Here is a 26,507-nt window from a genome sequence, read left to right as displayed (position 1 = left end):
TTAGTACTTCAAAAAAGGAAAGAGAAAGTAAAAATTGATTTCTACCATCTTTTTACTTTCCCTCTATATCGAATTATTTATGAGAATACTTAGTTCTATATTGTTTAGGGGTAATTCCCGTAAATTTTTTGAAAACTTTAATGAAATAGCTTTGATCTGTGAAATTAAGTAATGAACCGATGTCTAGGATTGGATAGTTGGTAAATGTTAAGAGTTTTTTCGCCTCATCAATCCTTTGCTGCTGAATATATTCACTAAAGGAAGTACCTACTTCCTTTTTAAATAAGGAGGAAAGATAATTGGGGCTTAGGTGGCAAGTTGCTGAAAGCTGGTCGAGTGTTAGATCTCCATATAATTCATTTTCAATAAAATGGATACAGGTAGTAATGGGTCCAGAATACTTCCTTGTATTTGCCTGTGATACACGGCTTGTATAGTCGTAAATAGCTTCCTCCATTAACGAAAGAATTTCGATTAAACTGTTTTGATCCTCTAGCTTTTGAATGTAAAAATCATTTAATGTAAAGGCTGTTTCTTCATTTAAACCACCCTCAATTGCTGCACGGCAAATAAGTGCAATTCCTGTAATCATCAAATATTGAACACTTCTTAAATTATTGCGTTTTGATAGTATTCCAAGTTCTGCTTGCTCAACAATGGAATAATTCAAAACTTCATTTAGTTTCTCTATACGCCCATTTTTCACATTGTCTAACAATATTTTTTCATAGTAAAGATTTGTATGAACAATATCATTTCTTCTTGCATAAGAGAGCTCAAGCGTAGTATTTTCCTCATGACGAATGAGAGGTCTTAATGCTTGGTTGTGATAAATGACAGCAGATTTATTTAATTTCTTTTGATAGATGGCGTAATACACAAATAAACTAATGGCTAAACTTTGTTGATAATGAAGAATAGGAATCAGCTCTTGATTAACACTTGTCTTTATGTCTTCCACTTCTGGCGAAAGGGAAGGGCCAACTACAATTACACCTAAATATTGATCCTCTTGCTGCACATTAATATAGAAAAAATTAAACTCAGCATAAGAGAAAAAAATTGGATAGGCATTAGAATCTTTATGGTAAGGATATGTTTTCAACTGTTCCTTTAAAGAAATGTAAGAAGGATTATTTGTTGATGAATAGTCAAAGATTATTTTTCCTAATGAATTAATATAAGTGACTGGAAGATGATGTGTTTCATAGATTAATTGGCTGATGTATTGAAGATCAATAGTGTTAATTTTCATGTTCCTACACTCCAGTTCGTAATAATTCTATTAAAATGAAAGCATTTACATTTTTATTGGATAGACATTGAGAAAGTACTATTTTGTGTAGAATAATACAATAAATAAAGGAGAAGTAGCAATAAAATAGACAGTGACTTTAAAATGTTAGGGAGGAATAGAAGATGGATCTTTTGAATAAAATTGCAGTTGTAACAGGCGCAGGAAGCGGAATTGGAAGAGCTAGCAGCTTGAAACTTGCTAGCAATGGTGCAAAAGTGGTGGTAGTGGATTTCAACAAAGAAACAGGGGAAGAAACAGTAAGCTTGATTAGAGAACAAGGCGGGGAAGGTATTTTCGTTCAGGCAGACGTTTCAAAAAGTGAAGACGTTCAGAAATATGTCAATACTGCTGTTGATACGTACGGACGTATTGATGTATTTTTCAATAATGCTGGGGTTATTCAGAAAATTTCTCCACTAACAGAGATTGAAGATGCAGAATATGACCGTATTATGTCAATTAATGTGAAGGGTGTATTCCTTGGCTTAAAATATGTTTTAAAAGTAATGGAGGGACAAGGAAGCGGTTCAATTATAAATACAGCTTCTACAGCAGGAGTTCGCAGTGAGCACAGTATGGCTGTCTATTCTGCAAGTAAGCATGCAGTAGTGGGTTTAACAAAATCAGCTTCTTTGGAGTATGTAAAAAAAGGTATTCGGATCAATGGTATCTGTCCAGGGGGAGTAGAAACGGCATTAACAAACAGTGTAACTGCGATGTTTGAAACAGGTGGCTATGTGCCAGAGGAGATTCCAAATATGAGAATGGGACGCTATGCAAAACCAGAGGAATTAGCAGAAATGGTAGTATTCCTAGCATCGGACAAAGCAAGCTATATGACAGGCTCTATTGTGTTAGTAGATGGTGGTTTAACTTTATAATGAAAGAAGAAATCCAGTGAATCATTTCACTGGATTTTTTGCGGTAATGAATCGAATCACTATAGGGTGAATTTTTTGAGCTCATTCATCAACGTATTAATCATAGCTTCAAGATCGTCTATCTTAGCACTAATTTTTTGGAAGGAAAGCAGCTGTTCTTGCGTTGATGCCGATATTTCTTCTGTGCCAGCAGCCGTTTCTTCTGTAATAGCAGAAATATTTTCAATGGTACTATTTACTTGCTGGCTCATTTCATTCGTTTGTGCCATTTCTCTTGTGAGGTTTTGTAAATCGCGATGGATATTTGTTATGTGCATGGTAATAACAGAGAATGATTGTTCTGTCTCTACCATGGATTGAGATTGCTCATTTGACAGCAGATAACCTCGTTCAGCCGTAGTAAGGATGTGCGTAATGCCATCTTGAATATGCGAGACCATTGAAGTGATTAAATTCGTAGCATTCTCCGTTTCAGAAGAGAGCTTTTTAACCTCCTCGGCAACAATGGCAAACCCTTTGCCTGCTTCTCCAGCTCTTGCAGCCTCGATGGCAGCATTTAGTGCTAATAAATTTGTTTGGCTAGCAATCGTATGGACAGCATTGGCTGCGCCTTCAATTTCCGAAGTGAATTGAGAAAATTGAGTTACAGCTTCCTTAATATCAAGTGATGTGGTTGATATATCCTTTGCAATGGAAGATTGTTTTTCTAATGAATATTGACCATTTTGAACAGCCTCCAGAGCTTGTTTACCAGTGTCAGCCGATTGCTCACTCGTACGCATAACATCCCTAAATTGATCTGCCATATTATTCATTTGGAGTGCCACTGATTGAATGTCTTCGGACATCGTATAGCTGCCTTTTGCTAATTCGTCGGTTGAGGTAGCGACTTGATTACTACTTTCATGAATATTGTTCATATGGCTCGTCACTTCTTGTGTAAACAAATTAACATCCTTTCCAATATTATCAATGGATTGTACAGTACTTTTTAAATTATTCATCATGTCTGCAAAGCTTTTTGTTAATTGATCAATCTCATATCGACTGTTTGCTTGATAGGAAAGGGTAGAAGTATCCATTGTTAAGTTTCCTGTTGCTGCAGCCTGTGCGAAATCTACAATCTGATTAATGGGTTTGGTAATTCTTTTCGCAGCTACATAGGAATAAAGTATCGTAGCAATAATTAATAGTACACTACCTATGATGGTAGAGGTTGTAATGAAACCTATTTTTTGCTTCGTTACTTGGATCATTTCTTGATACCATTCGTTCGTTTCTTTTTTGAGCAAATACATATCGTTTAAAATTCCTTTAATTCTGATGGACTGCTTTTTAATTTCAGAGCGATTGTTTTCTTGAAACCCGCTTTCAGTCGCTTTTTCTAGATTTTCAAATTTACTAGCTATTTTTTCGACGATTGTCTGATGTTCAGGTATTCTCGTTAGAGAGGCTAATGCCTCTAAATTACTTTTTGTTTCTTGTAAAATAGCGAGCGCTTCGTTTTTATTGGCTTCACTATCCAGGTAGGTAAAATTATTTAAAGATTGGCTGGCAACAACTAAACTTTGCTCTAGTTCTTTCACTGTAAGTAAAAGTTTCGTATCATCCTGTGCTGTTGTTTGGATCGTGAATGTTTGTAGGATAATAAAGCCAATCATAGCCATAGCCAATACGATTGGAATCAATGTGTTCATAAATAATTTCTTACGTAGTGTCACTGGTCATTCCTCTTTTCCGCAGTAACTTTTATCGTACCTGAAATAATGGCTTCTTTGGCTTTTTCGATAGCAGTCTGTTGCTCAGCTGTCAGTTGAATTACACGAATATCTGCTAGTCCCACACCCTGATCCGCTAAACCTAATGCAAAGGATTTTTCTGTAATTTTACCATCTTCTACTAATGTCTTAGCGAGTTGATAGACGGCTAGATCAACATTTTTAAGCATGGATGTGACAACTGTTTTTTCGGCAACAAAAAACTGATCGATATCAACACCTGCTGCATAGATCCCCATTTCCTCTGCCTTTTTTATCGCCCCAAAGCCAGTAAAGCCTGCTGCATGGTAAATAAAATCAACGTTATTTTTGATATACCTTTCTGCTATTGCTGCACCAGCCTGGGTATCGTCAAAGGTACCAGCATAGTCACTCATAATTTCAATCGATGGCTGTACATAACGTGCTCCTTCGATAAAACCATTTTCAAAGTGATGGATAACAGGAGCATCTGCTCCACCAATAAAGCCAACTTTTCCTGTTTTACTTGTCATAGCGGCAATCATGCCAACTAAAAAGCTACCTTCTTGTTCTTTAAAGGTAATCGAAATGATGTTGTTAATATCAGATTGCCCGTCAATCAGTATAAATTGCTGAGAGGGATTTTGTTTTGCAGTCTTTTCTAGTGCTTCTTGTACAGAGAACCCGAGACCAATGATGATATCATATTTTTCTGCTACAAGTTCATTCAGCTTTTCCTCGTATTTACCATCAGGAGCCTCTTTGTAATCAAACAAAATGCCTAGCTCGTCGCGCGCTTTTTCTAAGCCTTTAAAAGCGGAATCATTAAATGATTCATCGCCTAGTCCTGCATCTGATAGTAAAATTCCTATCTTATATCCTTCAGTTGATGTTTCTGTCGGTGCTGAGGAACAGCCTGCTATCAACAGAGTGATCAAAAGAAAACTAGTGAATAATTTCTTCAAATTTTGTGTACCTCCTGTTGTGTATAAAATATATATCGGCAAAAACTTAATATTTTTAGTCTGATGTCAGACATCCGTGCAAAAAATTTTTAGGATGTCTAAGAATAATGAATCATTTCTATATACATAATAAGTTAATAATATAAAGCTAGATTACTAATAAAGTAATTGATTTATAAAGGTTTTCGTAGCACTTCTTGTATGTACAGCACTATAAAAGCCTAACGCAAATAGCGTCAGGCTTTATATGTTCTAAACAGCGCCGAATAATTTTAATAAATTAATAATAATAATGCCGATTACCCCAAAGTCTGAATCACCGAAGGTTGTGCCCTCATAGCCAATGTCTCCCATAAAGATAAGGAGTATGGCTGGAATAAAGCTAATTAATAAACCATTGGCAAAGGCTCCGGACATCGCACCAATTCTACCGCCAGTAGCATTTCCAAAGACACCCGCCGCCGCACCTGTGAAGAAATGTGGAACAAGACCTGGTACGATGACTTTTAGTCCGATGAAGGGGAGTATAAACATGGAAACCAGCCCTGCTATAAAACTAAAAATGAAACCAATAATAACGGCATTTGGTGCAAAAGGAAAGATGGTTGGACAATCAAGTGCTGGTTTTGTGTTTGGTACAAGTTTATCTGCAATGCCTTTGAAGGCTGGAATAATTTCAGCAATTAACATCCGTACACCTGCTAAAATAATATAAACACCCGCTGCAAATGTAATCGCTTGCATAATAGCGAAAATAATAAAATTTGAGCCAGCTGATAATTGTGACTCAATATAGGAAGGGCCAGCAAAAAGGGCAACAATTACAAAGAACACACTCATTGTTAAAGAAATAGCAACTGAGGTATCTCGTAAAAAGCCTAATGCTTTCGGAACCTGTATATCTTCTGTGGATTTCATTTTATTACCAAAGAGCTTACCAATCTTTGCAGAAACATAATAGCCAACACTGCCAAAGTGACCAACAGCAAAGTCATTACTCCCTGTTATTTGTCGAACTGTCGGCTGTAAAATGGCAGGGAACACGACCATACAAAGTCCAAGAATGATAGACCCAACAAGAATAAGAGGTGTACCACTCATCCCTCCAACTGATAATGAAGCGGCGATTAAACAAGCCATAAATAATGTATGATGTCCAGTTAAAAAGATATATTTTAATGGCGTAAATCGCGCAAATAGTAGATTCATAATCATACCAAATACCATGATTAGTGCAGTAGCTGTACCAAAATTAGTCTGAGCAGCTGCCACGATGGCCTCATTGTTGGGAATGACTCCCTGTACTTGAAAGGCATGATCGAACATTTTACTAAAATGATCTAAAGAGCCAATTAAGACAGTGGCACCAGCTCCGAGGATGACAAAGCCCATTATCGTTTTTAATGTACCTGACAGAACAGTGGAATTTGATTTTTTTTGAATAAGTAAACCAATAAAAGCGAATAGGCCGACTAATATAGCTGGTGTTCCTAAAATGTCATGCATGATAACATCTAACATACCAACACCTCATCCTATCCAAATTTTTAATGCTTAAAGCAACGGTTCAAGCTTTTCTTTTATTTCTGAAATACTCATCATATTTACGATGCTCACAATGATTCCTTTGTCTTTCGCTAATTCATTCACGATATCTGCTGCCCCTAAATAAATATCTGCTTTCTCCGCCTTGGCAGACGCTAAATCTGTATGCGTTACCTCTGCATCTTTCCCCAATACTTCTAATGCTTTTTTAACATTCAATTCTAAAATAAAGCTACTTCCTAAACCGCTCCCACACACGACTAAAATTTTCATTCTGTTGACTCCTTTGTCGTATATTGTTTGATTTTCTCCCATATCATGTCCGCATGTTGACAGGCGATTAGGTCATCAATCTGATCGGGTTCTTGTAAGACTAATGCCAAATCAGCCAACACCTGTAGATGTGAAGCATTGTCAATGGCAGCTAGCACAATTAGTAGGTAGACAGGCTGATTAGGGCTAAAAAAAACAGGCTTTTGTAATCGTAGCAAGCTTATGGCTAGTTCAAGAACCCCATCAGATGGCCGTGCATGAGGAATGGCTACTTTGGGTGTGATGACAACGTAAGGACCATAGTGTTCAATAGATCGAATCATGGCTTCGACATAGCGCTGTTCAATTTTGTGTTGTTGTACTAATGGGCTAGCCGCTAAATGAATTGCTTCTTGCCATGATCGGACAAAGTTTGCAAGCTGTATACAATCTTTTGTCAACAGCTTGGTTAGCAAGGACAACCCTCCTTTCATAAAAATATCTTCCCATTCCATGTTATTACGACTGTATGTGGAATTATGTCATCGTAGAAGACATTTTTAATTGCTTTGCTATTTCATAAACCGACGTTTTGACAAATTCATCCATTTTATGATCTAAGCGCGTTTTCGGATAAATCAATTGAATTTTTCTATTTAGTGTTACATCATGTAGATCTTTCTTCAGCAGTACACCTGATTTTAATTCTTCTTCTATTAAGGAAACAGATAGAAACGCCAAGTTTTTGCCAAAGGTCAGCATCTTTTTAATCGTGCTCACAGAATCCAACTCAATTGTGTAAATAGAAGGCTGAAATGGGTCCATCCACTTTTCAATGAAGTGATTCGTGGAGCTAGATGATGTATGCAACAATAGCTTGTATTTAAGAATATCTTCTTTGGTGATGTCTTTTTGTGCTGCTAGCTCGTGAGATGGGCTGAATGCCAATACAAGTGCATCTTCACCGATTGTTTCGTAATGAAGTAAAGGATTTTCCTGCTTAGTCTCCATGATGAGCCCGAAATCTAATTCTTGTAGTGCTACCTTTTTTTCAATTTCAGGTGCTGTTTTTACTTCTAATGAAATGCGAATCTCAGGACAGGTCGTTGAAACTTGATGAATTAAATCTGGCATAAAAATATGGGCAGGTAAGCCACTCGCCCCAAGTCGTAATGAACCGATATGGCCTGCTAAAAGATTTTCAATAAAACGATCCATATCCTTTTGAAGTTGAACCATTTGACGAGCGAAATGATACACACCTTCGCCCGCTTCTGTTAAACGGTATCCTCCAGCATTTGTTCGAAATAAATGAATACCATATTCCTCCTCTATAGAGCGAATATGAAATGATACGGTGGGGGCTGTAATGCCAAGTGCTTTGGCGACAGGTGCTAATTTTTTTAATTCTACAAGTAAGCAAAATGCCTGTAATTTACTATTGTTCATTTTATCCTCCTAAAGGAAATTAGAAAAAATCTTGTATTTGCTTTAGTTTATTAGATTTTTTTTAACGTGTTATTAATAGTAGATTAATATTTTCTAAATATCTGGAATTTATAGTTGTAAGTAACGAGGAGGATACTTATGAAAATCTCATTAAAAAATATCGAGAAAAAATATGGGCAGTCTCAAGCATTGTGGCCGATTGATGTGGAGTTAGATCAGCAATTTATTACGATTCTCGGACAATCAGGCTGTGGCAAAACAACCTTATTAAAGTTGATAGCTGGCCTTGAACAGCCATCAAAAGGAGAAATACGATTTGATGACACCGTCATTTATTCTTCGGCGTCTCGTAAAAATGTCAAACCAAATAAGCGTAATATTGCTATGGTTTTTCAAGATTTTGCTCTATGGCCACATATGACCATCTTCCAAAATATTGCCTTTGGCTTAAAGGGCATTATTCCTAAATCAGCTATTCCTGAACGAGTCGAGCATGTGATGCGATTGGTAAAAATGCAAGGCTATGAGAAACGAAAGCCAGGTGAATTATCGGGTGGACAACAGCAGCGAGTGGCATTAGCTAGAGCTTTAGCGACCAAACCGCAATTAATTTTATTTGATGAACCTTTATCCGCTCTCGATGCTGTTTTAAGAGAGCAAATGCAAGATGAAATCATGCACCTCATTCATGAGCTTAATTGCCAAGCCATTTTCGTAACACATGATCAAACAGAGGCCATGACAATGTCTGATCAAATTATCGTTATGGAGGCAGGGAGGATTGCTCAAATTGGCTCGCCTGAGGAAATTTATCGTGCACCAGCAACGCCCTATGTGGCAGATTTTATTGGCAAAGTGAATTGGCTTCACAATCGACAATCAATTGTGCGACCTGAGGGTGTTTCTAGAGTATCGCGTCCTGGTACGATTGCCAAACAAGCGCAGATTGTGAAAAGTACATTTGTTGGCGATCGTTATCTAGTACAAGCACAGGTAGAAGGACAGTATTGGAGCTTTTATGAGAAGCAGCCATTAGAGCATGGAAAAAGATTGCAAGTTTTTATTGACGAAAAACAAATCTATCAATTGGAGGGTTTACATTGAAGAAACGACATTTTAAATTATGGGCAACTGCTGGCATTTTATTGGTCTTAGCATTAGCTGGCTGTGGTAATAAAGAGGCAAAAGAGACGAATGAAGCAAGTGCAAAGACACAGGAGGAGAAAGTTCTGACAGTGTATTCTGCTGGGCCAGATGGTTTAGCTGCAAATATTCAGCAAGCATTTGAAGAAAAAACAGGGATTAAAGTGGAAATGTTTCAAGGAACTACGGGTAAAATTCTCTCTCGTTTAGAAGCGGAAAAAAATAATCCTGTAGCTGACATTGTTGTACTTGCCTCTGTTGCCTCAATGGATGGGTTAAAAGCAACAGATCAATTGCAAAGCTACGAAGCGGCTAAAAACAAGGACAAAATTAACAGTGATTGGTCGGATCAAGATGGATATTTTTATGGCTACAGTGCCTCTGCTTTAGGTATTGCCTATAATACGAAAAATACGACACAGGCGCCTACGGATTGGTCTGATTTAGGAAAAGCTGATTGGCAAAATAAAATGAATATACCAGATCCAAGTCTGTCAGGCTCTGCTGTTGATTTCTTATTTGGCTACACAGCAGCAGAAAAAACAGCTTGGAGTACGATTGATAGTTGGAAGAAAAATGGCTTACAAGTCAATGGTGCGAATAAAGAAGCCTTGGATGCGGTTATTACAGGCGAGAAAAATGCCACGATTGCAGGTGTAGATTATATGGCTTATAAAGCAAAAGCAGACGGTGAGCCAGTGGAAATTATCTATCCGACGAGTGGGACAGTAGTTAGTCCAAGAGCAGTAGGTATTTTAAAGGATGCACAACATGTAGAATCTGCACAAGCCTATGTTGATTTTTTATTGTCAGATGAAGGGCAAAAGCTAGTAGCAGATGCTTACTTATTACCAGGGAATAAAGATATTGCTGTGAAAAATCGTGCAGCATTAGATGAAATTCCACAGTTAACAGTTGATTGGATGGGTGCGGAAGCGAAACAGCTGCAAGTACTAACAAAGTTTACGGATTTAATTCGCTAAATAAAGGGAGGTTGATATACCTCCTTCTAGTTTTCATAGAGAAGGGTTGACATCGTCATGATAATGGAAGGAAGACGAGCTTTTGGATTTTTACTGACAATTGTCATCATATTTGCTATCGCACCGTTGATGGCCATTTTATTTTATACCTTTATAAAAGAGGGACATGTTGATATATCACAGTTTAGTCGAATGTTTACACACGATAGAATATGGAAAACGCTTGGAAATTCGATGGTTTTAGGGATTTTCGTGATTATTGGGACAACAATTATCGCATTACCTATGGCTTTCATTCGTACGAAAACAAGTTTATATCAATATGAATGGCTCGATATAGTGTTAACGATTCCATTTATGACACCTCCCTATATTGGTTCGATGGGCTGGATTTTGTTTATGCAGCACAATGGTTTTTTACAACAGCTTATTCCAAGTGCTGCTTGGATGACAGATTCCTTCTTTTCCTTATTTGGCATGGTAGTGATCATGTGCCTACACCTGTTTCCGTTTTTGTATTTAATGCTGAAAAATACATTGCTTCGCATAAATGGCTCATTTTTAGATGCAGCGCTGATTTTTGGGCGAAGTTCTTTGCAAAATTGGCTAAAAGTTGTGTTACCTCTTTTACTTTCGAGCTATGTTTTGGGAAGTCTCCTTATTTTTATTAAGACGCTTGCTGAATTTGGAACGCCAGCTACATTCGGCAGTCGGATTGGGTTTCAAGTGTTTACAACCGAAATTCATTCCTATTTATCAAGATGGCCAGTTGATATTCGCATGGCAACCTCGCTATCCTTATTCTTATTGTCAGTTTGCTTAGTCATTTGGTATTTCCAAAATCTCATTGGACGCAAATATACATATGGTGTGCTATCAGGAAAAACACCTGCTAGACGTGAGATCAAGGACAAGTGGTATATAAAAACAGCTTCTTGGACTTTTGTAGGGCTTATTTTATTGCTATCTATCGGCATTCCTTATTTCTCTATTATCGTGACCTCTTTGCAAAAGGTACGGGGAGATGGTTTACAGGCAGGGAATTTCAGTTTGGCTTCTTATCAAGAGGTCTTCACTAGTGGAAGTGCAGGATTGACAGCATTTTTAAATAGCATTGTTTTTTCTATCATGACGGCCTTGATAACCGCCATAATAGGTTTATTCATCGCTCTTTATATTAAAAAAGGAGAAACCAGAAAGCAGCAAATATTAGACTTCTTTAGTTTAATGCCTAATATTATTCCGGGGATTGTCTTTGTTGTAGGTTTAATTATGTTTTGGAATGCTCCTTGGCTTCCCGCAACAATTTATAACACAAAGGCAATGGTAATAGTCACATACTGTGTACTGTTTTTACCTTATTCGGTGCAGTATATAAAGTCTACTTTTTCACAATTGGATGCCTCTATTTTTCAATCAGCTGCTATTTTTGGACGTAGTAACATTGCGGTTTATCGTCGCATCATCCTACCACTTTTGATGCAGGGTATTTTAACAGGAATGATGATGACTTTTATTATTTCAATGCGAGAGCTTGTAGCTGGCCTTTTAATTTTGCCACCATCCGTAGAGACAGGGGCAACCTTTATCTATAGCCAATTTGAGCAAGGTAATGTAGGGGTTGGAATGGCAGTAGCTGTTATAACCGTCCTTATGACTGTTATTTTTATGTTCCTATTGGGTTGGCTGCAAAAACGAGGAGGGCAGGCCAATGCTTAGTGTTGAAATTTTAGGTGGTGTAGGCGAATATGGGCGCAATTGTTTTTATATAGAAAATCAGAGGCAGGCCATTTTATTGGATTGTGGCATTATGAAAAATACACAAAAAACGCCACCAAATATTACATTTAATCATATTGAAAAGCTAGTTGCTGTCTTTATTTCTCATTCGCATATTGATCATGTAGGGGCATTGCCAATACTACAGAACATGGGCTATACGGGACCGATACTAATGAGTCATACAACTGCTCAGCAGCTTCCACTGCTTATCCCACAAGTCAGAACTTTCTATCCAGATACGATTGGAAAATGGATAGAGGTCAATGAATATCTTGCCTTTCAATGGGGATATAGTGGGCATTTAATTGGAAGCGTGTGGTATAAAATTCGTTTTTTTGATGAAATGATTTTTTTCTCTGGTGATTATGTAGTCGATTCGTATTTATTAAAGGCGACCTTGCCAGAGGAGGATGGAACGGTTTATGATGTAGCGTTTATTGATAGTGGACATGCGGAAAAATGCATTCGAAATCTTGAGGTGTTACAGCAAATGGCTATGTATGTAAAGGCTCATCCCAATCATTCATTTATATTCCCCTCCTCTTTTTCGGGCAAAACAGTCGATATTATGACGTATCTTTCCGAACATACAACTCGAGCGATTAGGGTAGATGCCAAGCTACAACCTTTATTGGGGCATTATGATGAAGAACATGAAAATATTTGGCCGAATAAAGTGATGCTTTTAGAACGACTCAAGCAAAAACTGGACAGTGACCATGTACTGTATTTTGTCTCAGAGCAGGATGTGGCTCAAGTGGAGGAGCTTGCAAAGGATTATCCGACGGCAATTTTTGTTCATACAGGCTATTCTCGTCATGCTTACAATCCAGCTAGCTTAAAGCATATCTCTGAGGAGTTCTTCTATAAAACACATCCAGACTATTGGGATTTAGTGGCACTGTCACAGAGACTTCGTGCACGACAAACGATCTATTTTCACAGTACACATACAAATTTAACAACAACATTTCCGAAGGAGGAATTAAAGCGTGACTAAACTAAAAAAATGGGCATTTTATCTGTGTGTCTTCGGCTTGATAGTGATTAGTATGATGGGTGTGAATACAACACAAGCGAAAGCAGCCATTGAGCCAGGCCATGAAATTAAATTCAATATTAACCCTGAGATTTTTAATGAATCAACTATTGTCCAGGCTTTTCAAGCAACTAAAAAGGATGACGTAAAAGTTTATTTTTATGATACGCTTGACCAATTGTTTCTACGTCATGACTATATACACCGCTTACGTGTATATAAGGGTAGTAATAAAATGGATATAACCTACAAAAAGCGTTTTTTAAACACACCTTTAAGTGAAGCAATGGCAGAAACAATGAATCATGGTTTTACTGGTTCTGAGTCAAATTATAAGTTTGAGCTAGATATTAAGGGAGATCATCGTACATTTACGATAAGCCGAAAGGAATCTTTGAAGACTTCTGCAGAGGTCTCTTATGATTCAGTTGCTACAAATGTTGCGAAAAAATTCATTCTTGAAAATGCGCCAAAGAAAATTGTAAATTGGAACTCCGAAGCATGGTATAAAAATACGTTGTCTCAAGTTGTCGTATATGGGCCTGCTAATGCTACGACCTATAAAGGAAGCTTTTTAGGACATGAAGCGGATATAGAGGTATGGCAGTACAAAGGCGATATTATGGTTGAACTTTCTACGAAGGTAGATGATGCGGCTCAAGCAGCTACTATAGAAAAGCAATGGTATGAGCAACTATTATCCACTGGCTATCTAAGCGGGGATCAACGTGGTAAAACGGCATTTGTTATGGATAAATGAATAGGACGATAATGATTTCGCCTCATATAGAAATGAGGCGAAATTTTTCTTTGGCAACAGAGAGATTAAAAAAGTAGGTCCATGTTTGTTCTAACTTTGATAATTTCGCTTACACTTACTATAGGACGAACTTTGGGTGATATGAGGGGGAAATAACATAGCGAAAAAAATGGGCATTGTTACACTACTACTTTTCGGTGTTTACGTGCTTTGTATGTACTGGTATATTTTCCACAGCGGTGGTGGTAAAATACCAAGTGCCTTACAAGGAACGGCGGCAGATCCAGTGATGTTTATGTCTGGCAAGGAGCTTTTTTTAAGTGGTGAATATTCAAAAATACGGAACTTTGTATTCTTTGTAGCCACACCTTTAGAATGGCTTATTTACTTCTTGATTTTACTATTGGGTGTATCTCGTTATTTCGAAAAAGTGACGACCTCCCAAACGAAGTGGAAGCTATTGCAAAATGCGGGTTACTTATTCCTATTATCTTTATTGCTCTATATTGTGCTATTCCCGCTTGATTATTATCGCTATCATCTAAGCAAAAGCTATGGCATCAGTACACAAGCATTTGCATCTTGGATGAAGGATGGTGTCATTGATTTTTGGGTGAATTTTGGTACTAGCTTGATTATTGTTACGGTGATTTATTGGCTCATTAAAAAGAGCGAAAAAAGATGGTGGCTCTATGCTTGGCTTTTAACTATCCCCTTTACAATCTTTGTGATGTTCATTCAGCCAGTTGTCATTGATCCTTTGTACAATGATTTTTATCCACTAAAAAATAAAGAACTGGAAACAAAGATACTTTCACTTGCTACACAGGCCAATATTCCAGCAGAGCATGTTTATGAGGTCAACATGGCAGAAAAGACAAATGCTTTAAATGCTTATGTGACAGGAATTGGGAGCAATTCGAGAATTGTGCTATGGGATACTACATTAAATAGACTAACGGACAATGAAATTTTATTTATCATGGCACATGAAATGGGACATTATGTTGAAAAGCATATTTATTTTGGCATTGCAGGCTATTTATTCTTAATGTTAATAGGGCTATGGCTAACAGCGAAAATTATGCGTCGCTTGATTTCACGATATGGACAGGTTTTAAAAATTAATAAAATCAGTAGCATTCGTTCCTATCCATTATTTTTACTCATTACTTCTATTTTACTATTTGCTTCCAATCCAGTATCCAATTTTATATCGAGATATCAAGAAACGAGAGCCGATCAATATGCTATTAACCTTATGAATGATCGAGAAGCGGCTGTAACAGCATTTCAAAAGCTAACGATTTCAGGCTTAAGTGAAGTGAACCCGCCACTCTTAGTGAAGTGGTTCCGTTATACACATCCACCGATGCTTGAGCGAATCTATAAAGTTGCGGATACAGGGGAACATAAACAAAATATGCCTTTAAAGGAAGAACAGAAGAAAAAGTAAGAGGATAGGTTTTTCAGGAGAGTAAATTGGGTAGTCTATGACAAAGATGTATCAAAAATTGGTCGTTGATTGATAGGGGATAGCATTATGCGAAATGTGATTATAATTACACTTTCTTCCATTTTAGTGGCCTTTGCCTATAATTATTTATTGATTCCCCATGAAATCTTGAGTGGTGGGTTGAGTGGTATTGCCATCATGCTTGGGATTATTACCCCTTTAAATACAGGCGTGTTAAATTTACTGCTTAACCTACCTTTACTGATTTTAGGTGTGATGAAGCTCGGCAAGCGATTTATTAGCTACACCATTCTTTCGGTGGCTGTGTTGTCAGTGAGTTTATATATTATTCCAATACACAAAGCGACACAAGAGCCAATCCTCGCGTCCTTATTTGGTGGTGTTATTGTAGGGTTTGCAATGGGCATGATTTTCCGAGCAGCTGGCTCCTCAGGGGGCTTTGATATAATTGCTATGCTACTTAGCCGGAAACGTGATTTTCCGCTCGGTACGTTAATTGCCGCTATGAATGGAATCGTAGTGGCTGCTTCTGGCTTTGTCTTTAGCTGGGATGCGGCGTTGTTAACCCTTGTGTCCATTTATGCAACTGGAAAAGTAGTGGATACAATTCATACGAGCCATATTAAATTAACGCTGATGATTATTACGAGTAAAGGGGACGAGGTCAAACAGCAACTATTAGAAAAGCTACATCGTGGAGTAACGATTATCAATGCAAAGGGAGCGTATTCAGGCGAGGGTCGGAAAGTATTAATTACTGTTATTACGCGTTACCAACTAGCTGATGTGAAAAGCACGATTAAGGAGACTGATCCAAAGTCGTTTGTGAATATTTTACAGACGACGGAAGTAATCGGAATGTTTGATCGTGGTACAACTAAATAATGCTATTCTCTACACACGTTTTAGGTTATACTTACCATAATCGAACGTGTGTTTTTATTTGAGGGGACGGGGATTGTAAAGATGGAAAAAGAAATAATTCATGCTTACTGTATACAGCTTCATGGAACAACGTATGACTATCAAGAGGAGTGGCAAGCAGATCGCTATCATATCGGTGGAAAAATGTATGCCATGCTTGGAGGAAATAGAACAGGTAAGCCTGTTCTTACATTGAAATGTGAGCCTTCTCGAGCGGAGGAATTACGAGAAGCCTATGCAAGCATTATACCTGGTTACTATATGAATAAAACCCATTGGAATTCCATTTATATGGATGCTGAGGATGTCCCGATGGATTTGGTAGAGCATCTTATCCAACATTCCTATGAGCTTGTTTTCAATAAACTAACGAAGAAAGCACAGCACGAAATTCAATTGATTGGCAACCCTTCAAACAAGTAATGAATAGCGCATTTACCTTTTTGGCAAATGCGCTAATGACTAATTATAACCATGCTCACCATAAGGCTTTAGTGTCTCAAGCCATTTTTGCTCCAGCTTTTCGAGCTCTTTTTTTTCATCGAAATAGCCTTCTTCTTTTTTCTTTAAATACTCAACGATTTCCACCTCAAAAGCTTCTTGACCATATAAATTGTAATCTGCCTGAAGCACCTTGTTCGTATGTGTATTGGTTTTGAGCATAAACTGAAAACCATTTAAACGCTTCAAATTATTAAAGCTACCGACAAATACTTTATTTGTTTGTGTATTCGTCATTGTAAAAACGCCCGCTTCAATTTTCATGTCCTTATACATTTCTTTTAACTCTTTTTTATGATCCATTTTTATTAACCTACTTTCTTATTTTTTTACCCAATAGGCACTGCCATCTGCTTTCCGGTCAAGAAAACCGTATTCAATTAAGTAACGACGTATGTGAACATAGTCTTCATACATCGGTTTAATCACTTCATTTAATTCTTTTTCAGTATAATGCTTTTCTTGGTCAAAAAGATTTGCAATTGCACGTAGCACTACAATTTTCTGTTTTTCGCGCTTTGGAAAGCGAACCAGTTCCTTGCCAACACCGTTTGGAAATAGCTTCTCTAATAATTGCTGTTCTTCCGTGAGGGTAACGTTATAGCGATCGTCGACCATAGTAGCTGTTTTATGAATAGGCACAAATGGTTCCTCCTTCTGATCTTGTTCTTTTAGTAACTCCATCATCACCATCAATGTTTTGGCTTGGCGTTCCTTTTCTTTTAAAGCAAAACGGTGATGGCGAATCGTGGTGGCACTGCCAATCTCTAATTCTTCTTTTATCTCCTGATCTGATTTTCCCTCATAAAATAAGCGTAAAATATGACTTTGATGTTCTGTTAAGCCTGTCATTTTTTTATTGAGACCGTTTAAATAATGAAAAACAGAATGGTGAGCCAATGTAATATGGTGTCGCATCATTTTCTCTGCTTCATATAATAAGCCCTCTTGAGGATAAATAATGCCTTTTTCTACTTTTTCACCGCATAGTAGGCACGTGAAGTGTGTCGCTTGATCGATATATCCCTTTTTTAGATCATCGATAGGAGCTTGCCAAAATAATTCATTTACATCCATTGCAATCCCTCCTTGATAAAACAAACGAATTCTAAATTTGTTTGTTATTTAATATTTAAAATAACAAAATGTTTGTATTAAAGCAATAAAAAACACATCGTATTCTAAACGATGTGTAAAATGGTTGGCTCATATTTAGTTATACTTTCTCTTAAATAAGATCATAGATGCTAGAGAAAGAACTACAATTGTACAGACAATCACAATTAGACTTGTTGTGGAGCTAAGTATATGTCCATTTAGTTCATAAACAATGCCATAATTCATTTTATAATCTTCCACATAAGAAACGGGCACACCATCAAAGACATTTGCAATAGAGCTCTCCATAAATGCATTGCGTAATAATAGTGTTGTATGGCTAATTGGAAAGTACATGATTATATGTTGTGCAAAGCTTGGTAGAGCTCCAAGAGGTACATAAACACCACATAAAAATCCAAGTAATGTACCAACAATTGTGCCGAGTGTTGAGAAAGCATTTTGGGTCGACACAAATAACGAAAGAAATAAATTAAAAACACTCGCAAGCAAGACAGATAAAAACAGTATGCTCAATACCTGAATAAAATCCCCAAAACTTAGAATCTTACCTCCCGTTGTGACAATAAAGATTTCACAGCCAAGGAGCGCAATAAAGGAAAAAATACAGCCGATAATAAATGCATTGAGCACATAGCTCAACTGAATAGTTGCACGAGAAAGGGGAGCTGTTAAAAAGTCGGCTTGTACTTTGGATTCTTGGTCTTTAACAGCGATACCATAGGCACCAAGTGTAGTCGAAACAGCAATCATGGATAGTAAACCTGCTACTAGCCACTCATTGACCATGGTGATCAATTCAGGTGTAGCTTCTGTTAGTTGTTCAATGGCATCTACCTGCATTTTTTGGAGAAAGACAGCGTACAACACAATGACAATAATGACTGACAGTAGGGAGAAGAACACCTGTGTTTTATCCCGTCTAAATATTTTGTTATTACGCAGAACTAGACTAATTAATGCTTCCACTACGCAACCTCCTCCTCTGCCATAATATGAAGAAAGACATCATCCATTGATCCTTTAATGACTTCGAAGGAGGCGATAAGTGGCTCAGCTTTTTTTAAAAGGGGAAGTGCTTGTAAGGTAGACGTTAAACGGATGGTGTATATCCCTTGATTCTCTGTGTAGGAGATCGCATTTTCCTCAAGAAGCTTCACACCCTCCTGTGCATTTTGAAAAACGAGAGCCATTGAATCATAGGCATATTTTGTTTTTAGTGCATCGGGCGTTCCCTGTGCGACAATTTTACCTTGCTTTAAGACAGTGACTTGGTGAGCGACTGCCGCTTCCTCCATATAATGGGTCGTTAAAAAAACAGTCATATTGGTTTCCCGTTGTAGCTGCTTAATCGCCTGCCAAACAAATTGACGTGTTTGTGGATCTAAACCCGTTGTAGGTTCATCCAGAAATAAAATACTTGGACGATGAATCAGTGCACGAGCAATATCTGCTCGCCTTTTTTGTCCCCCTGATAATGTTCCATATTTTTTCTCTTCAATATCCTCTAAATGCAAATAGGTGGAAACAAATTGATAGTTATCGGTAAGCTGTGCTTTCGATAAACCATATGTTTTACCTCGATGGAGGATATTTTCACGTACAGTTAATCGCTCATCTAATAGACTTTGCTGGAAAACGACACCAATAGATTTACGGATATCCGCATTACCATTGCTTGCGTCGAGTGTGAAACCATTAATAGTTACTTGACCACTCGATTTTTTTAGTAAAGTACAAAGTATTTCAATCGTTGTAGATTTACCTGCACCGTTTTCACCTAAAAAAGCGAATAGGGTGCCTTGTTCGACTGTAAAAGAAATACCTTTGACAGCTTGCTGTTCTCCATACTGTTTACATAAATTTTCAACTTTTATCGCAAACGTCATAAGTGGTTAATCCCTTCTCTTTTGAATTTCTTTATTGATTTTTTCAATATCATTTAATTGAAGAACATATAGAATACACCAAACAATCAAGTAAATAATGGCTTCAGCAATAAGTACATACCATACACCTGAATCAAACCAACTACCAAAATAGCCTGCGGTTAGTACACATGCTGTCACCGCTACTAAATGGAGAAGAAGCTGAACTGTAAAAGGCAATTGCTCCATATCAAAAATGACGGATAGCAAACCAATGGCAATGCCAAGGATGGCCGCGATAACAATTTGCTCCAATAATTCTGTTCCTGAGGCCACCGCATTATTTGATAGGACGCTAAGTGTCACTAAGACATAAGAGGAGCTAAGGGAAATGAGTAGACCGATAATCATCATGCGTAAATACTTCATGCTATGAATCCCTCCCAATACCTAAGTGTCTCTTTAATTCTTTTAAATATTTTCGGCTGACATGAATGGTTACTTCATTTTCAAGTAATAGTTGTGTAGTGCCAATTTTGCCCATTTGAATAGAGGATATTTTATGGATATTGACGAGTGTAGACTTACTTACGCGTACAAAATCTTTGGCTAGCTGAGCCTCAAGCTCATATAATTTTCGCTTGGACTCAAACTCTTGCTCATCTGTCTGTAAAAATACTTTGGCATCCTCTGCGTAAATGGAATAAATATCGGAAATTTTTAAGAGATGAATTTCTTGTTGGTCATACCCATCTAGCATAGTAGTTTGGGATGCTTGAAGCTGTCTCATCAATCTTTCAATTTGCTCATTATATTCCTTGGCATGAATATGAACCTCAGTTTCCTCGAGCTCATGATTGATGGTTAAATGAATTTTCATAGGAGGCCTCCTTTAAAAACGCAGAATCAGGTATTACTAATGTAGCATAGAAAATTTTAGCAAGGATAAATTGTTCGATAAGAGGTTTTATTTGTTGGATAACAGGTTCTTTTTCAACGATAGCAAACAGCTCAAAAGTCGGTCCAGTAGAAAAAGCGGTTTATAAAGGTCATAATAGGCTTATCGAGTTGAAGGGGTTGCTACCATGTTTATTTTTGATAAGCATATGTTCATCACATTATGCATTGGTTTAATAGGTGCTGTAGTTTTTCAATTTTTCCATATACCGATGCCTTGGCTGTTAGGAGCGATTACAGCGGTGCTCATCGTGCAGCTATCCACCAACGTCCAATTAAAATGGCATCATTCTTTCCGCAATTTTGGTTTAGTCGTAGCAGGTTATTCTATCGGCTATGCCTTTACACCAGAAGCTGTACAGGACATCAAGCTTTTTTTAGGAAGCATGGTCGTGTTAAATATCATATTTATTTTGTTGTTTTTTGCGGTAAGTTTCCTTGTTGCCAAGCGGACAGATTTAGATTTTGCGACTGCCTTAACGTGTTGTGTTCCTGGGGGCATGTCGCAGGTTGTGGCATTTGCGGAAGAGCAACAAGAGATGGATATGGTGGTCATCACATTCTTTCAAATCCTTCGCGTTCTTTTAATCGTTGGCTTTGTTCCTTTAATGGTGGCAGGGGCAGGTGGCAATAGTTCTATGATTGATGGAACATACACATGGAACCTTGTTGGCATACTTGTGGTATGTGGTGGCGCAGGGTGGCTAGCACAAAAGCTAAAAATTCCAACAGGTTATATGCTAGGCCCAGTGTTTTTACTAATGGGCGTTAATATGGCAGGGATAGAAGTGCCAAAATTACCATTATCGCTTCTGCATATTGCCCAACTCATGCTAGGAATTTATATTGGATTATTATTAAAAAAAGAGGATTTACATTTATCGAAGAAGCATATCTTTTATGCGTTTGTTTCAGCGGGCATTTTTATTGGGGCAGCCTATGGTTTAACATTTGTGATGGCAGCGTTGTACAGCCTTGATTTTAGAACAAGCTTTTTAAGTATTGTTCCTGGTGGTCTTGATCAAATGGGGATTATTGCCGCTTCGGTCCATGCAAATGTCACGATTGTCACGGCCTTTCAGCTTTTTCGTGTACTAGTTGTCTCGATTTTTCTGGTGCCTGTGGTAAAAGTATTTGTAAAAAAAGTGAAAACATGAGGGGGCTATGAATCAACCACTCATGTTTTTCTTTGTGCGAATTTCGATCAAATAGAACTTTTGAATGATGATAAATGAACGTTAAATTTTCCCTTTCCAAATAATCCGAATAATGTTATGATAGCCATAACTACTATGAACGGAGGTGAGAAGGAATGAATAAAAACGCTACGAAAACATGTGTAAAAGTGGATACGGCTATGTATTTTGCACGTGTGATTACTTTCGATTTTGCGAACAACGGGATAGGTCTGTCCATTTTTAAGCAAAATCAAATAACAAACGTAGCGAATTAACCATTCTTTTTCACACATTTAATTGAGAAGAGGACTGCTTGTTAATGAGCAGTCTTTTTTGTGTTCTAAAGATGTTTTCGCACGTTTCATTGGAGGAAAAAACGATGCAAATGAAAGCTGAACAAATTCAAAAAATTATGGGTGGCAATATATTATTCGAGAACTTACAGCTAGAGGTAAATAGTGGTGAACATGTGGCGATTGTTGGTGTAAATGGCAGTGGAAAAACGACTTTATTACAACTGCTTGCAGGGGTAGAGATACCTGACAAGGGACGAATAATTAAAAGTAAAGAAGCGACGATTGGCTATTTACATCAGATTCCACATTATCCACTCCATGCTGTGAAAGAAGTGCTGGAGGAAGCATTTGCGGATATTTATGCAATAAAGGCAAAAATGACAGCACTTGAGCAAGAGATGCAGTCGACGGTCACGGATAAAATATTACTACAATATGGCCAATTGCAGGAGCAATTTATGCTATTAGGGGGCTATGAAGTAGATGCACAGCTAGCAATGATTGCAAATGGACTAGGTATTTCAGATATGCTAGAGCAGCCATTTAGTAGTTTAAGTGGTGGGGAAAAAACAAAGGTTATGCTTGGACAAATTTTATTGAAAAAGCCCTCTATTTTGTTATTGGATGAACCAACGAACCATCTGGATATGCAAGCTATTGAGTGGCTTTAACATTATGTGCGAAACTTTGAGGGGATTGTCATTGTCGTATCCCATGATCGTCAATTCATGAATCAAGTAGCCCAGAAGATTATTGAAATTGAGGATGGGGAGGCTTTTACGTATAACGGCCATTATGATGCTTTTATAGCACAAAAAGAAGCAAAAATTGAGCAACAGTTTGCAAATTATGAAGAGCAACAAAAGAAAATTAAAAAGATGCAAGAAACAATTAAACGATTAAAGCAGTGGGCAAATGAGGCGAATCCACCAAACGCATCCATGCATCGACGTGCTAAGAGTATGGAAAAAGCGTTAGCACGTATCGAGCGAGTAAAGAAGCCCCTCACTAAAAAGAAAATGAATTTAGCTTTAACGATGGCTGAACGCAGTGGTAAAGAGGTCGTGCTTTTGCAAGCCATTGATCATGGCTTTGATAAGCCTTTATTGAAGGAAAGCAATCTAGCTATTTATTTTGGCGAAAGATTAGCGATTGTTGGGAGCAATGGTAGTGGAAAATCAACATTATTAAAAATGATGTTAGGGGAAATCATTCCTAATCAGGGAGTGTGTCAGATTGGAAGTAATGTTAAATTTGGATACCTTTCCCAGCAATTTGAACATCCAAATCCTGCTATACGATTAATTGATGCCTTTCGTGAAAGTGTCGCCGTGTCAGAGGCGGAAGCTCGCCATATACTCGCACGATTTTTGTTCTATGGCTATGATGTCTTTAAAAAAGTGAAGGACTTAAGTGGTGGAGAAAAAATGCGTCTTCGTTTAGCACAATTAATGCATGAGGATATCAATGTCTTAATCTTAGATGAGCCAACGAATCATTTAGATATTGAAGCAAGAGAAGTATTGGAAGAGACACTGGAATCCTTTGAAGGCACGATTATTGGGGTGTCACATGACCGCTATTTCTTACAGAAAATTTTTACGAAAACGGCGTGGATTGAAAACCAGACTATTCAAGTTTTTGAGGGAGATTATGAGTGGGCTAGAGAAAAACGACAGGAACTTGCAATGAAAATGGTTGAAAAACAACCAGTAAATAAAACGCAGCCACCTAAAAAAGAATTACCGATTGAACAGCAAATTGAAAAATTAGAGACAAAACTACAACAACCATCGCTTGCTAAAGAACAACAGCAGAAGCTTGAACTTCAATTAGAAAATTTGTATGAAAGATGGTTAGAAGGGGGCACAGAGCATGTTTAATTTAGAACGCATTATGCAGCTTGATTTAGAGTATGTGAAGAGCTTCAGTGAAGTGGAGGTTTGTAAGGAGGGGGTCTTATTTTACAATCAGGCTATCCCGACCTATTACGATGCAAATCATGCACAGATTTGGAGAAAGATTGAACAACCTGACTTATTTTTACAAGACATCAAAGATTTCTACCAATCAAAATCTCTGATCCCGCGGATTTATTTATATAATCTAGAACAAAATCAGCTATGTATAGAGGCATTAGAGACGCATGGCTTTCAATATGAACATTTTGTTAATGAAGTTCAGTACTGGGACGGTGAATATGCGATACTTCCACCTAATCCTGCCATTCAAATTGAGCGTGTAACGGATGCAAATATGGAGGAAGCATTAGCAGTAGAAATGAGCATTTCTGCATTTGGGGAGCCTTCATTAATAAAAAAGGCATTTGAGCAAACCTATCATTCGTCACATTTTACGTATTATCTACTAAGACTAGATGGGGTGGCGTGCTGCTCAGCAAATATTTTTGTGTCAGAAAATCAAGGTAGGATTGAAAGTGTTGCAACAACTGAAAGCTATCGTGGTCGAGGTTTAATCGGCTATATGCTGCAGCATATCCAACAGCAATCAGTCAAGCTGGGATTGGACGATCTTTGGATATTACCAATTAGTGAACAGGTTGCCAAAGTCTATGAGAAGGCAAATTTTAAATCGGTGGGCTCCATTGCATCGATTCATGCGTTTACTGAAGGGAAGAGCATTCAAGATATCCGCCAACAGGCTTAAATAGCTACACATAAAGATCGCCAAATTCCTGTAGTGCTTACAAGGAACTTGGCGATTTTTTAGAACTGTACTTGTCAATTTTGATTACAGGTTGTTTTAATGAAGGGATGCTTTAAAATATAATCAGCAAAAATCATTTCCTGCTCCTGTAGAACGATTGCTGCTCATTACGACATCAAATTCCTAGAATGAAAACTAGTAAAATCCTGAATAGTATCGACTATTCGGGATTTTTGTTTTATTGTTAAAAAGAAGGATTTTCAATTATTAAAAGTTTTTTACTTGAAAAAATGTCGTATTCGATTTATTGTCTTTAGAGATACTTGTTTAATGGACTTGGAGGATATGAAATGCACGGAATTTATATACGCTATAATGTCTCAGATGAAACCCAAGCAGCACAATGGCCCAAAAAAATGGATGCATTTGCGTATGTTCAACGAGAAAAACCACAACAAGACAATGATAACTTGCTGTCAAAAGAAGAGCTAAAAAACCATGCCATTCGCTATATTAAAAGCTTGAAAGACAATGCAAGTGTCCATTTAGTAGAGCAGCGCAACGGTGAAATTGAACATTTTGATCGACGCTACATGGAGTCATTAAAGTTAAAGGAAAGCATCGATTCCCAACTTATTAATCTAGAAGAAATACGCTTATTATTGCAATTAATGAATGTCTTGAATTTATCCCATGCTTTTGGAGAAAATGCTGGCAAGCTACTTCGTCAAATAACGCCATATGCCAAAGAGGTAGAACATCCAACATTCCAAACAACACGCGTTGAGCGCCATTTTTATTCGGAGCTAATTGAACAAATTGAAATGGTTTACGCACGAATTATGCGTCAGCACAACCCATCGACAACGGAAATGCAACAATCAGAAAAGCTCTGGACAACTGTCTGTGAGCAAGCAATAGAAAAAGTAGAAGCACGAATCGAACGTTTATCATCTATTAAGTTAAAGCATGAGAAAAATTTGCTAGAGTTTAGTCACTTAAAACAGCAAAATATCGAAGCGAAGGAACGCTTAGATCTAGCTGTCCATGAACTGGATGCCATTTTAAATGTATTAGAATCATAAGAAAAGCATGTCTCTGTCAAAATCAGAGACATGCTTTTTATGTTGTCGTCGGATAGAGGGACAAAAGTGACGGTAAGCAGTGCGAAAGTGGTGGATAGCTTCGTAAGATTGACGGATAGCTGTGCTTTACTTCGCTTTCTCCTCTGTTTGATCCCGCTTAGTTTGGCGTGAAAGGCGGATTAAATCCAATCCAAGAAGCACAACAATGATATAGAATAGAGGACTTGTGAACGATAGGCCAATTTGTGATTGACCGCCAAGTAATGTTAAAACAATCCATAATCCAACTGTATACAATGTTAATCCGATATAAGCCTTTTTTGATAATCTTTTATATCTACCCTTGTCAAAGGCTAGCTGAATGATGACAAGCCCAACTAATATAAGCAATATTATTTTTTTAGTCAGCATCGCAGCAATAGCTGTATCAGGGAAGAAATCATTAACGAATAATAACGTGAAAAATACTAGAATTATAAAATTTAAGATTGTCGAAAGCTTCATGCCATTTCTCCTTAGTTGTCAGAATACTTTTCTATTGTAACATGGTTCTAATGAAAGCAAAAAATAATACTTTAAAGAAGAGTTTGAAAAATTTTG

Annotated in this window: 27 protein-coding genes and 1 pseudogene; 14 read left to right on the top strand and 14 right to left on the bottom strand. The window is 37.5% G+C overall.

What is annotated here, in order from left to right:
• Positions 1 to 73: 73 nt before the first annotated feature.
• Positions 74 to 1,255: an AraC family transcriptional regulator gene (locus ACMGGO_RS15900; protein WP_420282039.1), complete on the bottom strand. Its 1,182-nt coding sequence runs from the start codon at positions 1,253 to 1,255 to the stop codon at positions 74 to 76.
• 164 nt (positions 1,256 to 1,419) lie between these two features.
• Between ACMGGO_RS15900 and ACMGGO_RS15895 the strand changes: the two genes are divergently transcribed.
• A complete protein-coding gene (locus ACMGGO_RS15895; protein WP_103117696.1) occupies positions 1,420 to 2,178 on the top strand; it encodes an SDR family NAD(P)-dependent oxidoreductase in 759 nt (252 codons plus the stop codon).
• Positions 2,179 to 2,237: 59 nt separating this feature from the next.
• On the opposite strand, the gene ACMGGO_RS15890 is transcribed toward ACMGGO_RS15895, so the two are convergent.
• The 6 genes from ACMGGO_RS15890 to ACMGGO_RS15865 all read right to left on the bottom strand — a co-directional run bounded on the left by ACMGGO_RS15890 (position 2,238) and on the right by ACMGGO_RS15865 (position 8,128).
• Entirely contained in the window at positions 2,238 to 3,899 is a 1,662-nt protein-coding gene (locus ACMGGO_RS15890) for a methyl-accepting chemotaxis protein (RefSeq protein WP_420282038.1), read from the bottom strand.
• A complete protein-coding gene (locus tag ACMGGO_RS15885) occupies positions 3,896 to 4,882 on the bottom strand; it encodes a BMP family lipoprotein (protein WP_420282037.1) in 987 nt (328 codons plus the stop codon). Before ACMGGO_RS15885 ends, ACMGGO_RS15890 begins: the two co-directional genes overlap by 4 nt.
• 252 nt (positions 4,883 to 5,134) lie before the next feature.
• The gene (locus ACMGGO_RS15880; RefSeq protein ID WP_054550681.1) at positions 5,135 to 6,403 is read right to left on the bottom strand and encodes a PTS ascorbate transporter subunit IIC; all 1,269 of its coding nucleotides are present in this window, start codon (positions 6,401 to 6,403) and stop codon (positions 5,135 to 5,137) included.
• Positions 6,404 to 6,436: 33 nt separating this feature from the next.
• Positions 6,437 to 6,700 (bottom strand): PTS sugar transporter subunit IIB, encoded by a 264-nt coding sequence (locus ACMGGO_RS15875; protein ID WP_004232490.1) that lies wholly within the window; start codon positions 6,698 to 6,700, stop codon positions 6,437 to 6,439.
• Positions 6,697 to 7,155: a PTS sugar transporter subunit IIA gene (locus tag ACMGGO_RS15870; protein ID WP_054550682.1), complete on the bottom strand. Its 459-nt coding sequence runs from the start codon at positions 7,153 to 7,155 to the stop codon at positions 6,697 to 6,699. The genes ACMGGO_RS15875 and ACMGGO_RS15870 overlap by 4 nt, the downstream gene beginning before the upstream one ends.
• 61 nt (positions 7,156 to 7,216) lie before the next feature.
• Positions 7,217 to 8,128: a LysR family transcriptional regulator gene (locus ACMGGO_RS15865; protein ID WP_420282036.1), complete on the bottom strand. Its 912-nt coding sequence runs from the start codon at positions 8,126 to 8,128 to the stop codon at positions 7,217 to 7,219.
• Positions 8,129 to 8,266: 138 nt separating this feature from the next.
• Between ACMGGO_RS15865 and ACMGGO_RS15860 the strand changes: the two genes are divergently transcribed.
• The 8 genes from ACMGGO_RS15860 to ACMGGO_RS15825 all read left to right on the top strand — a co-directional run bounded on the left by ACMGGO_RS15860 (position 8,267) and on the right by ACMGGO_RS15825 (position 16,659).
• On the top strand, positions 8,267 to 9,232 hold the full coding sequence (locus ACMGGO_RS15860; RefSeq protein ID WP_112117643.1) for an ABC transporter ATP-binding protein: 966 nt from the start codon (positions 8,267 to 8,269) through the stop codon (positions 9,230 to 9,232).
• Entirely contained in the window at positions 9,229 to 10,254 is a 1,026-nt protein-coding gene (locus tag ACMGGO_RS15855; RefSeq protein WP_333880093.1) for an ABC transporter substrate-binding protein, read from the top strand. Before ACMGGO_RS15860 ends, ACMGGO_RS15855 begins: the two co-directional genes overlap by 4 nt.
• 57 nt (positions 10,255 to 10,311) lie before the next feature.
• Complete coding sequence (locus tag ACMGGO_RS15850) at positions 10,312 to 11,973, top strand: ABC transporter permease (RefSeq protein WP_374805621.1); 1,662 nt, start codon at positions 10,312 to 10,314, stop codon at positions 11,971 to 11,973.
• Positions 11,966 to 13,036, top strand: coding sequence for an MBL fold metallo-hydrolase (locus tag ACMGGO_RS15845; protein ID WP_259949988.1), 1,071 nt, complete (start codon positions 11,966 to 11,968; stop codon positions 13,034 to 13,036). Before ACMGGO_RS15850 ends, ACMGGO_RS15845 begins: the two co-directional genes overlap by 8 nt.
• The gene (locus tag ACMGGO_RS15840) at positions 13,029 to 13,835 is read left to right on the top strand and encodes a hypothetical protein (protein ID WP_374805622.1); all 807 of its coding nucleotides are present in this window, start codon (positions 13,029 to 13,031) and stop codon (positions 13,833 to 13,835) included. The genes ACMGGO_RS15845 and ACMGGO_RS15840 overlap by 8 nt, the downstream gene beginning before the upstream one ends.
• A 157-nt stretch (positions 13,836 to 13,992) precedes the next feature.
• Positions 13,993 to 15,291 (top strand): M48 family metallopeptidase, encoded by a 1,299-nt coding sequence (locus ACMGGO_RS15835; protein ID WP_279629542.1) that lies wholly within the window; start codon positions 13,993 to 13,995, stop codon positions 15,289 to 15,291.
• Positions 15,292 to 15,378: 87 nt separating this feature from the next.
• Positions 15,379 to 16,197 (top strand): YitT family protein, encoded by an 819-nt coding sequence (locus ACMGGO_RS15830; protein WP_374805623.1) that lies wholly within the window; start codon positions 15,379 to 15,381, stop codon positions 16,195 to 16,197.
• Positions 16,198 to 16,278: 81 nt separating this feature from the next.
• Positions 16,279 to 16,659, top strand: a complete 381-nt coding sequence (locus ACMGGO_RS15825; RefSeq protein WP_374805624.1) for an MmcQ/YjbR family DNA-binding protein — start codon at positions 16,279 to 16,281, stop codon at positions 16,657 to 16,659.
• Positions 16,660 to 16,698: 39 nt separating this feature from the next.
• Here the strand turns inward: ACMGGO_RS15825 and ACMGGO_RS15820 are convergent, their stop codons facing one another.
• The 6 genes from ACMGGO_RS15820 to ACMGGO_RS15795 form a co-directional block, all read right to left on the bottom strand.
• On the bottom strand, positions 16,699 to 17,040 hold the full coding sequence (locus ACMGGO_RS15820; protein ID WP_066037594.1) for a GIY-YIG nuclease family protein: 342 nt from the start codon (positions 17,038 to 17,040) through the stop codon (positions 16,699 to 16,701).
• Positions 17,041 to 17,058: 18 nt separating this feature from the next.
• A complete protein-coding gene (locus ACMGGO_RS15815; protein WP_066037595.1) occupies positions 17,059 to 17,814 on the bottom strand; it encodes a DUF2087 domain-containing protein in 756 nt (251 codons plus the stop codon).
• A 135-nt stretch (positions 17,815 to 17,949) separates the two neighbouring features.
• Positions 17,950 to 18,825, bottom strand: a complete 876-nt coding sequence (locus ACMGGO_RS15810; RefSeq protein ID WP_115673455.1) for an ABC transporter permease — start codon at positions 18,823 to 18,825, stop codon at positions 17,950 to 17,952.
• The gene (locus ACMGGO_RS15805) at positions 18,825 to 19,745 is read right to left on the bottom strand and encodes an ABC transporter ATP-binding protein (protein ID WP_374805625.1); all 921 of its coding nucleotides are present in this window, start codon (positions 19,743 to 19,745) and stop codon (positions 18,825 to 18,827) included. The genes ACMGGO_RS15810 and ACMGGO_RS15805 overlap by 1 nt, the downstream gene beginning before the upstream one ends.
• Before the next feature lie 6 nt (positions 19,746 to 19,751).
• Positions 19,752 to 20,153 (bottom strand): DUF3021 domain-containing protein, encoded by a 402-nt coding sequence (locus ACMGGO_RS15800; protein ID WP_048389711.1) that lies wholly within the window; start codon positions 20,151 to 20,153, stop codon positions 19,752 to 19,754.
• Between the two features lies 1 nt (position 20,154).
• Positions 20,155 to 20,604: a LytTR family DNA-binding domain-containing protein gene (locus ACMGGO_RS15795; protein WP_374805626.1), complete on the bottom strand. Its 450-nt coding sequence runs from the start codon at positions 20,602 to 20,604 to the stop codon at positions 20,155 to 20,157.
• A 205-nt stretch (positions 20,605 to 20,809) separates the two neighbouring features.
• Between ACMGGO_RS15795 and ACMGGO_RS15790 the strand changes: the two genes are divergently transcribed.
• The 5 genes and pseudogenes from ACMGGO_RS15790 (at position 20,810) to ACMGGO_RS15770 (ending at position 25,907) form a co-directional block, all read left to right on the top strand.
• Positions 20,810 to 21,838 (top strand): AbrB family transcriptional regulator, encoded by a 1,029-nt coding sequence (locus tag ACMGGO_RS15790; protein ID WP_315054746.1) that lies wholly within the window; start codon positions 20,810 to 20,812, stop codon positions 21,836 to 21,838.
• A 155-nt stretch (positions 21,839 to 21,993) separates the two neighbouring features.
• On the top strand, positions 21,994 to 22,134 hold the full coding sequence (locus ACMGGO_RS15785; protein ID WP_004232534.1) for an RAxF-45 family protein: 141 nt from the start codon (positions 21,994 to 21,996) through the stop codon (positions 22,132 to 22,134).
• A 104-nt stretch (positions 22,135 to 22,238) separates the two neighbouring features.
• A pseudogene (abc-f, locus tag ACMGGO_RS15780) lies at positions 22,239 to 24,038 on the top strand (ribosomal protection-like ABC-F family protein).
• The gene (locus ACMGGO_RS15775) at positions 24,031 to 24,822 is read left to right on the top strand and encodes a GNAT family N-acetyltransferase (protein WP_374805628.1); all 792 of its coding nucleotides are present in this window, start codon (positions 24,031 to 24,033) and stop codon (positions 24,820 to 24,822) included. Before abc-f ends, ACMGGO_RS15775 begins: the two are co-directional and overlap by 8 nt.
• 350 nt (positions 24,823 to 25,172) lie before the next feature.
• Entirely contained in the window at positions 25,173 to 25,907 is a 735-nt protein-coding gene (locus ACMGGO_RS15770) for a hypothetical protein (RefSeq protein WP_048389726.1), read from the top strand.
• A gap of 126 nt (positions 25,908 to 26,033) precedes the next feature.
• On the opposite strand, the gene ACMGGO_RS15765 is transcribed toward ACMGGO_RS15770, so the two are convergent.
• Entirely contained in the window at positions 26,034 to 26,411 is a 378-nt protein-coding gene (locus ACMGGO_RS15765; RefSeq protein ID WP_066037601.1) for a hypothetical protein, read from the bottom strand.
• Positions 26,412 to 26,507 lie beyond the last annotated feature (96 nt).

It is taken from the genome of Lysinibacillus sp. BNK-21 (assembly GCF_048684915.1).
Classification (GTDB): domain Bacteria; phylum Bacillota; class Bacilli; order Bacillales_A; family Planococcaceae; genus Lysinibacillus; species Lysinibacillus capsici.
This window is presented reverse-complemented; position numbering and strand designations above follow the sequence as displayed.

What these genes read in the sequence shown, in the direction of transcription:
- ACMGGO_RS15895 (WP_103117696.1), top strand. Translation starts at nt 1,420, where the DNA reads ATGGATCTTTTGAATAAAATTGCAGTTGTAACAGGCGCAGGAAGCGGA.
- ACMGGO_RS15770 (WP_048389726.1), top strand. Translation starts at nt 25,173, where the DNA reads ATGCACGGAATTTATATACGCTATAATGTCTCAGATGAAACCCAAGCA.
- ACMGGO_RS15850 (WP_374805621.1), top strand. Translation starts at nt 10,312, where the DNA reads ATGATAATGGAAGGAAGACGAGCTTTTGGATTTTTACTGACAATTGTC.
- ACMGGO_RS15785 (WP_004232534.1), top strand. Translation starts at nt 21,994, where the DNA reads ATGAATAAAAACGCTACGAAAACATGTGTAAAAGTGGATACGGCTATG.
- ACMGGO_RS15815 (WP_066037595.1), bottom strand. Translation starts at nt 17,814, where the DNA reads ATGGATGTAAATGAATTATTTTGGCAAGCTCCTATCGATGATCTAAAA.
- ACMGGO_RS15825 (WP_374805624.1), top strand. Translation starts at nt 16,279, where the DNA reads ATGGAAAAAGAAATAATTCATGCTTACTGTATACAGCTTCATGGAACA.
- ACMGGO_RS15880 (WP_054550681.1), bottom strand. Translation starts at nt 6,403, where the DNA reads ATGTTAGATGTTATCATGCATGACATTTTAGGAACACCAGCTATATTA.
- ACMGGO_RS15830 (WP_374805623.1), top strand. Translation starts at nt 15,379, where the DNA reads ATGCGAAATGTGATTATAATTACACTTTCTTCCATTTTAGTGGCCTTT.
- ACMGGO_RS15875 (WP_004232490.1), bottom strand. Translation starts at nt 6,700, where the DNA reads ATGAAAATTTTAGTCGTGTGTGGGAGCGGTTTAGGAAGTAGCTTTATT.
- ACMGGO_RS15775 (WP_374805628.1), top strand. Translation starts at nt 24,031, where the DNA reads ATGTTTAATTTAGAACGCATTATGCAGCTTGATTTAGAGTATGTGAAG.
- ACMGGO_RS15845 (WP_259949988.1), top strand. Translation starts at nt 11,966, where the DNA reads ATGCTTAGTGTTGAAATTTTAGGTGGTGTAGGCGAATATGGGCGCAAT.
- ACMGGO_RS15860 (WP_112117643.1), top strand. Translation starts at nt 8,267, where the DNA reads ATGAAAATCTCATTAAAAAATATCGAGAAAAAATATGGGCAGTCTCAA.
- ACMGGO_RS15790 (WP_315054746.1), top strand. Translation starts at nt 20,810, where the DNA reads ATGTTTATTTTTGATAAGCATATGTTCATCACATTATGCATTGGTTTA.
- ACMGGO_RS15765 (WP_066037601.1), bottom strand. Translation starts at nt 26,411, where the DNA reads ATGAAGCTTTCGACAATCTTAAATTTTATAATTCTAGTATTTTTCACG.
- ACMGGO_RS15805 (WP_374805625.1), bottom strand. Translation starts at nt 19,745, where the DNA reads ATGACGTTTGCGATAAAAGTTGAAAATTTATGTAAACAGTATGGAGAA.
- ACMGGO_RS15865 (WP_420282036.1), bottom strand. Translation starts at nt 8,128, where the DNA reads ATGAACAATAGTAAATTACAGGCATTTTGCTTACTTGTAGAATTAAAA.
- ACMGGO_RS15900 (WP_420282039.1), bottom strand. Translation starts at nt 1,255, where the DNA reads ATGAAAATTAACACTATTGATCTTCAATACATCAGCCAATTAATCTAT.
- ACMGGO_RS15800 (WP_048389711.1), bottom strand. Translation starts at nt 20,153, where the DNA reads ATGAAGTATTTACGCATGATGATTATCGGTCTACTCATTTCCCTTAGC.
- ACMGGO_RS15795 (WP_374805626.1), bottom strand. Translation starts at nt 20,604, where the DNA reads ATGAAAATTCATTTAACCATCAATCATGAGCTCGAGGAAACTGAGGTT.
- ACMGGO_RS15820 (WP_066037594.1), bottom strand. Translation starts at nt 17,040, where the DNA reads ATGGATCATAAAAAAGAGTTAAAAGAAATGTATAAGGACATGAAAATT.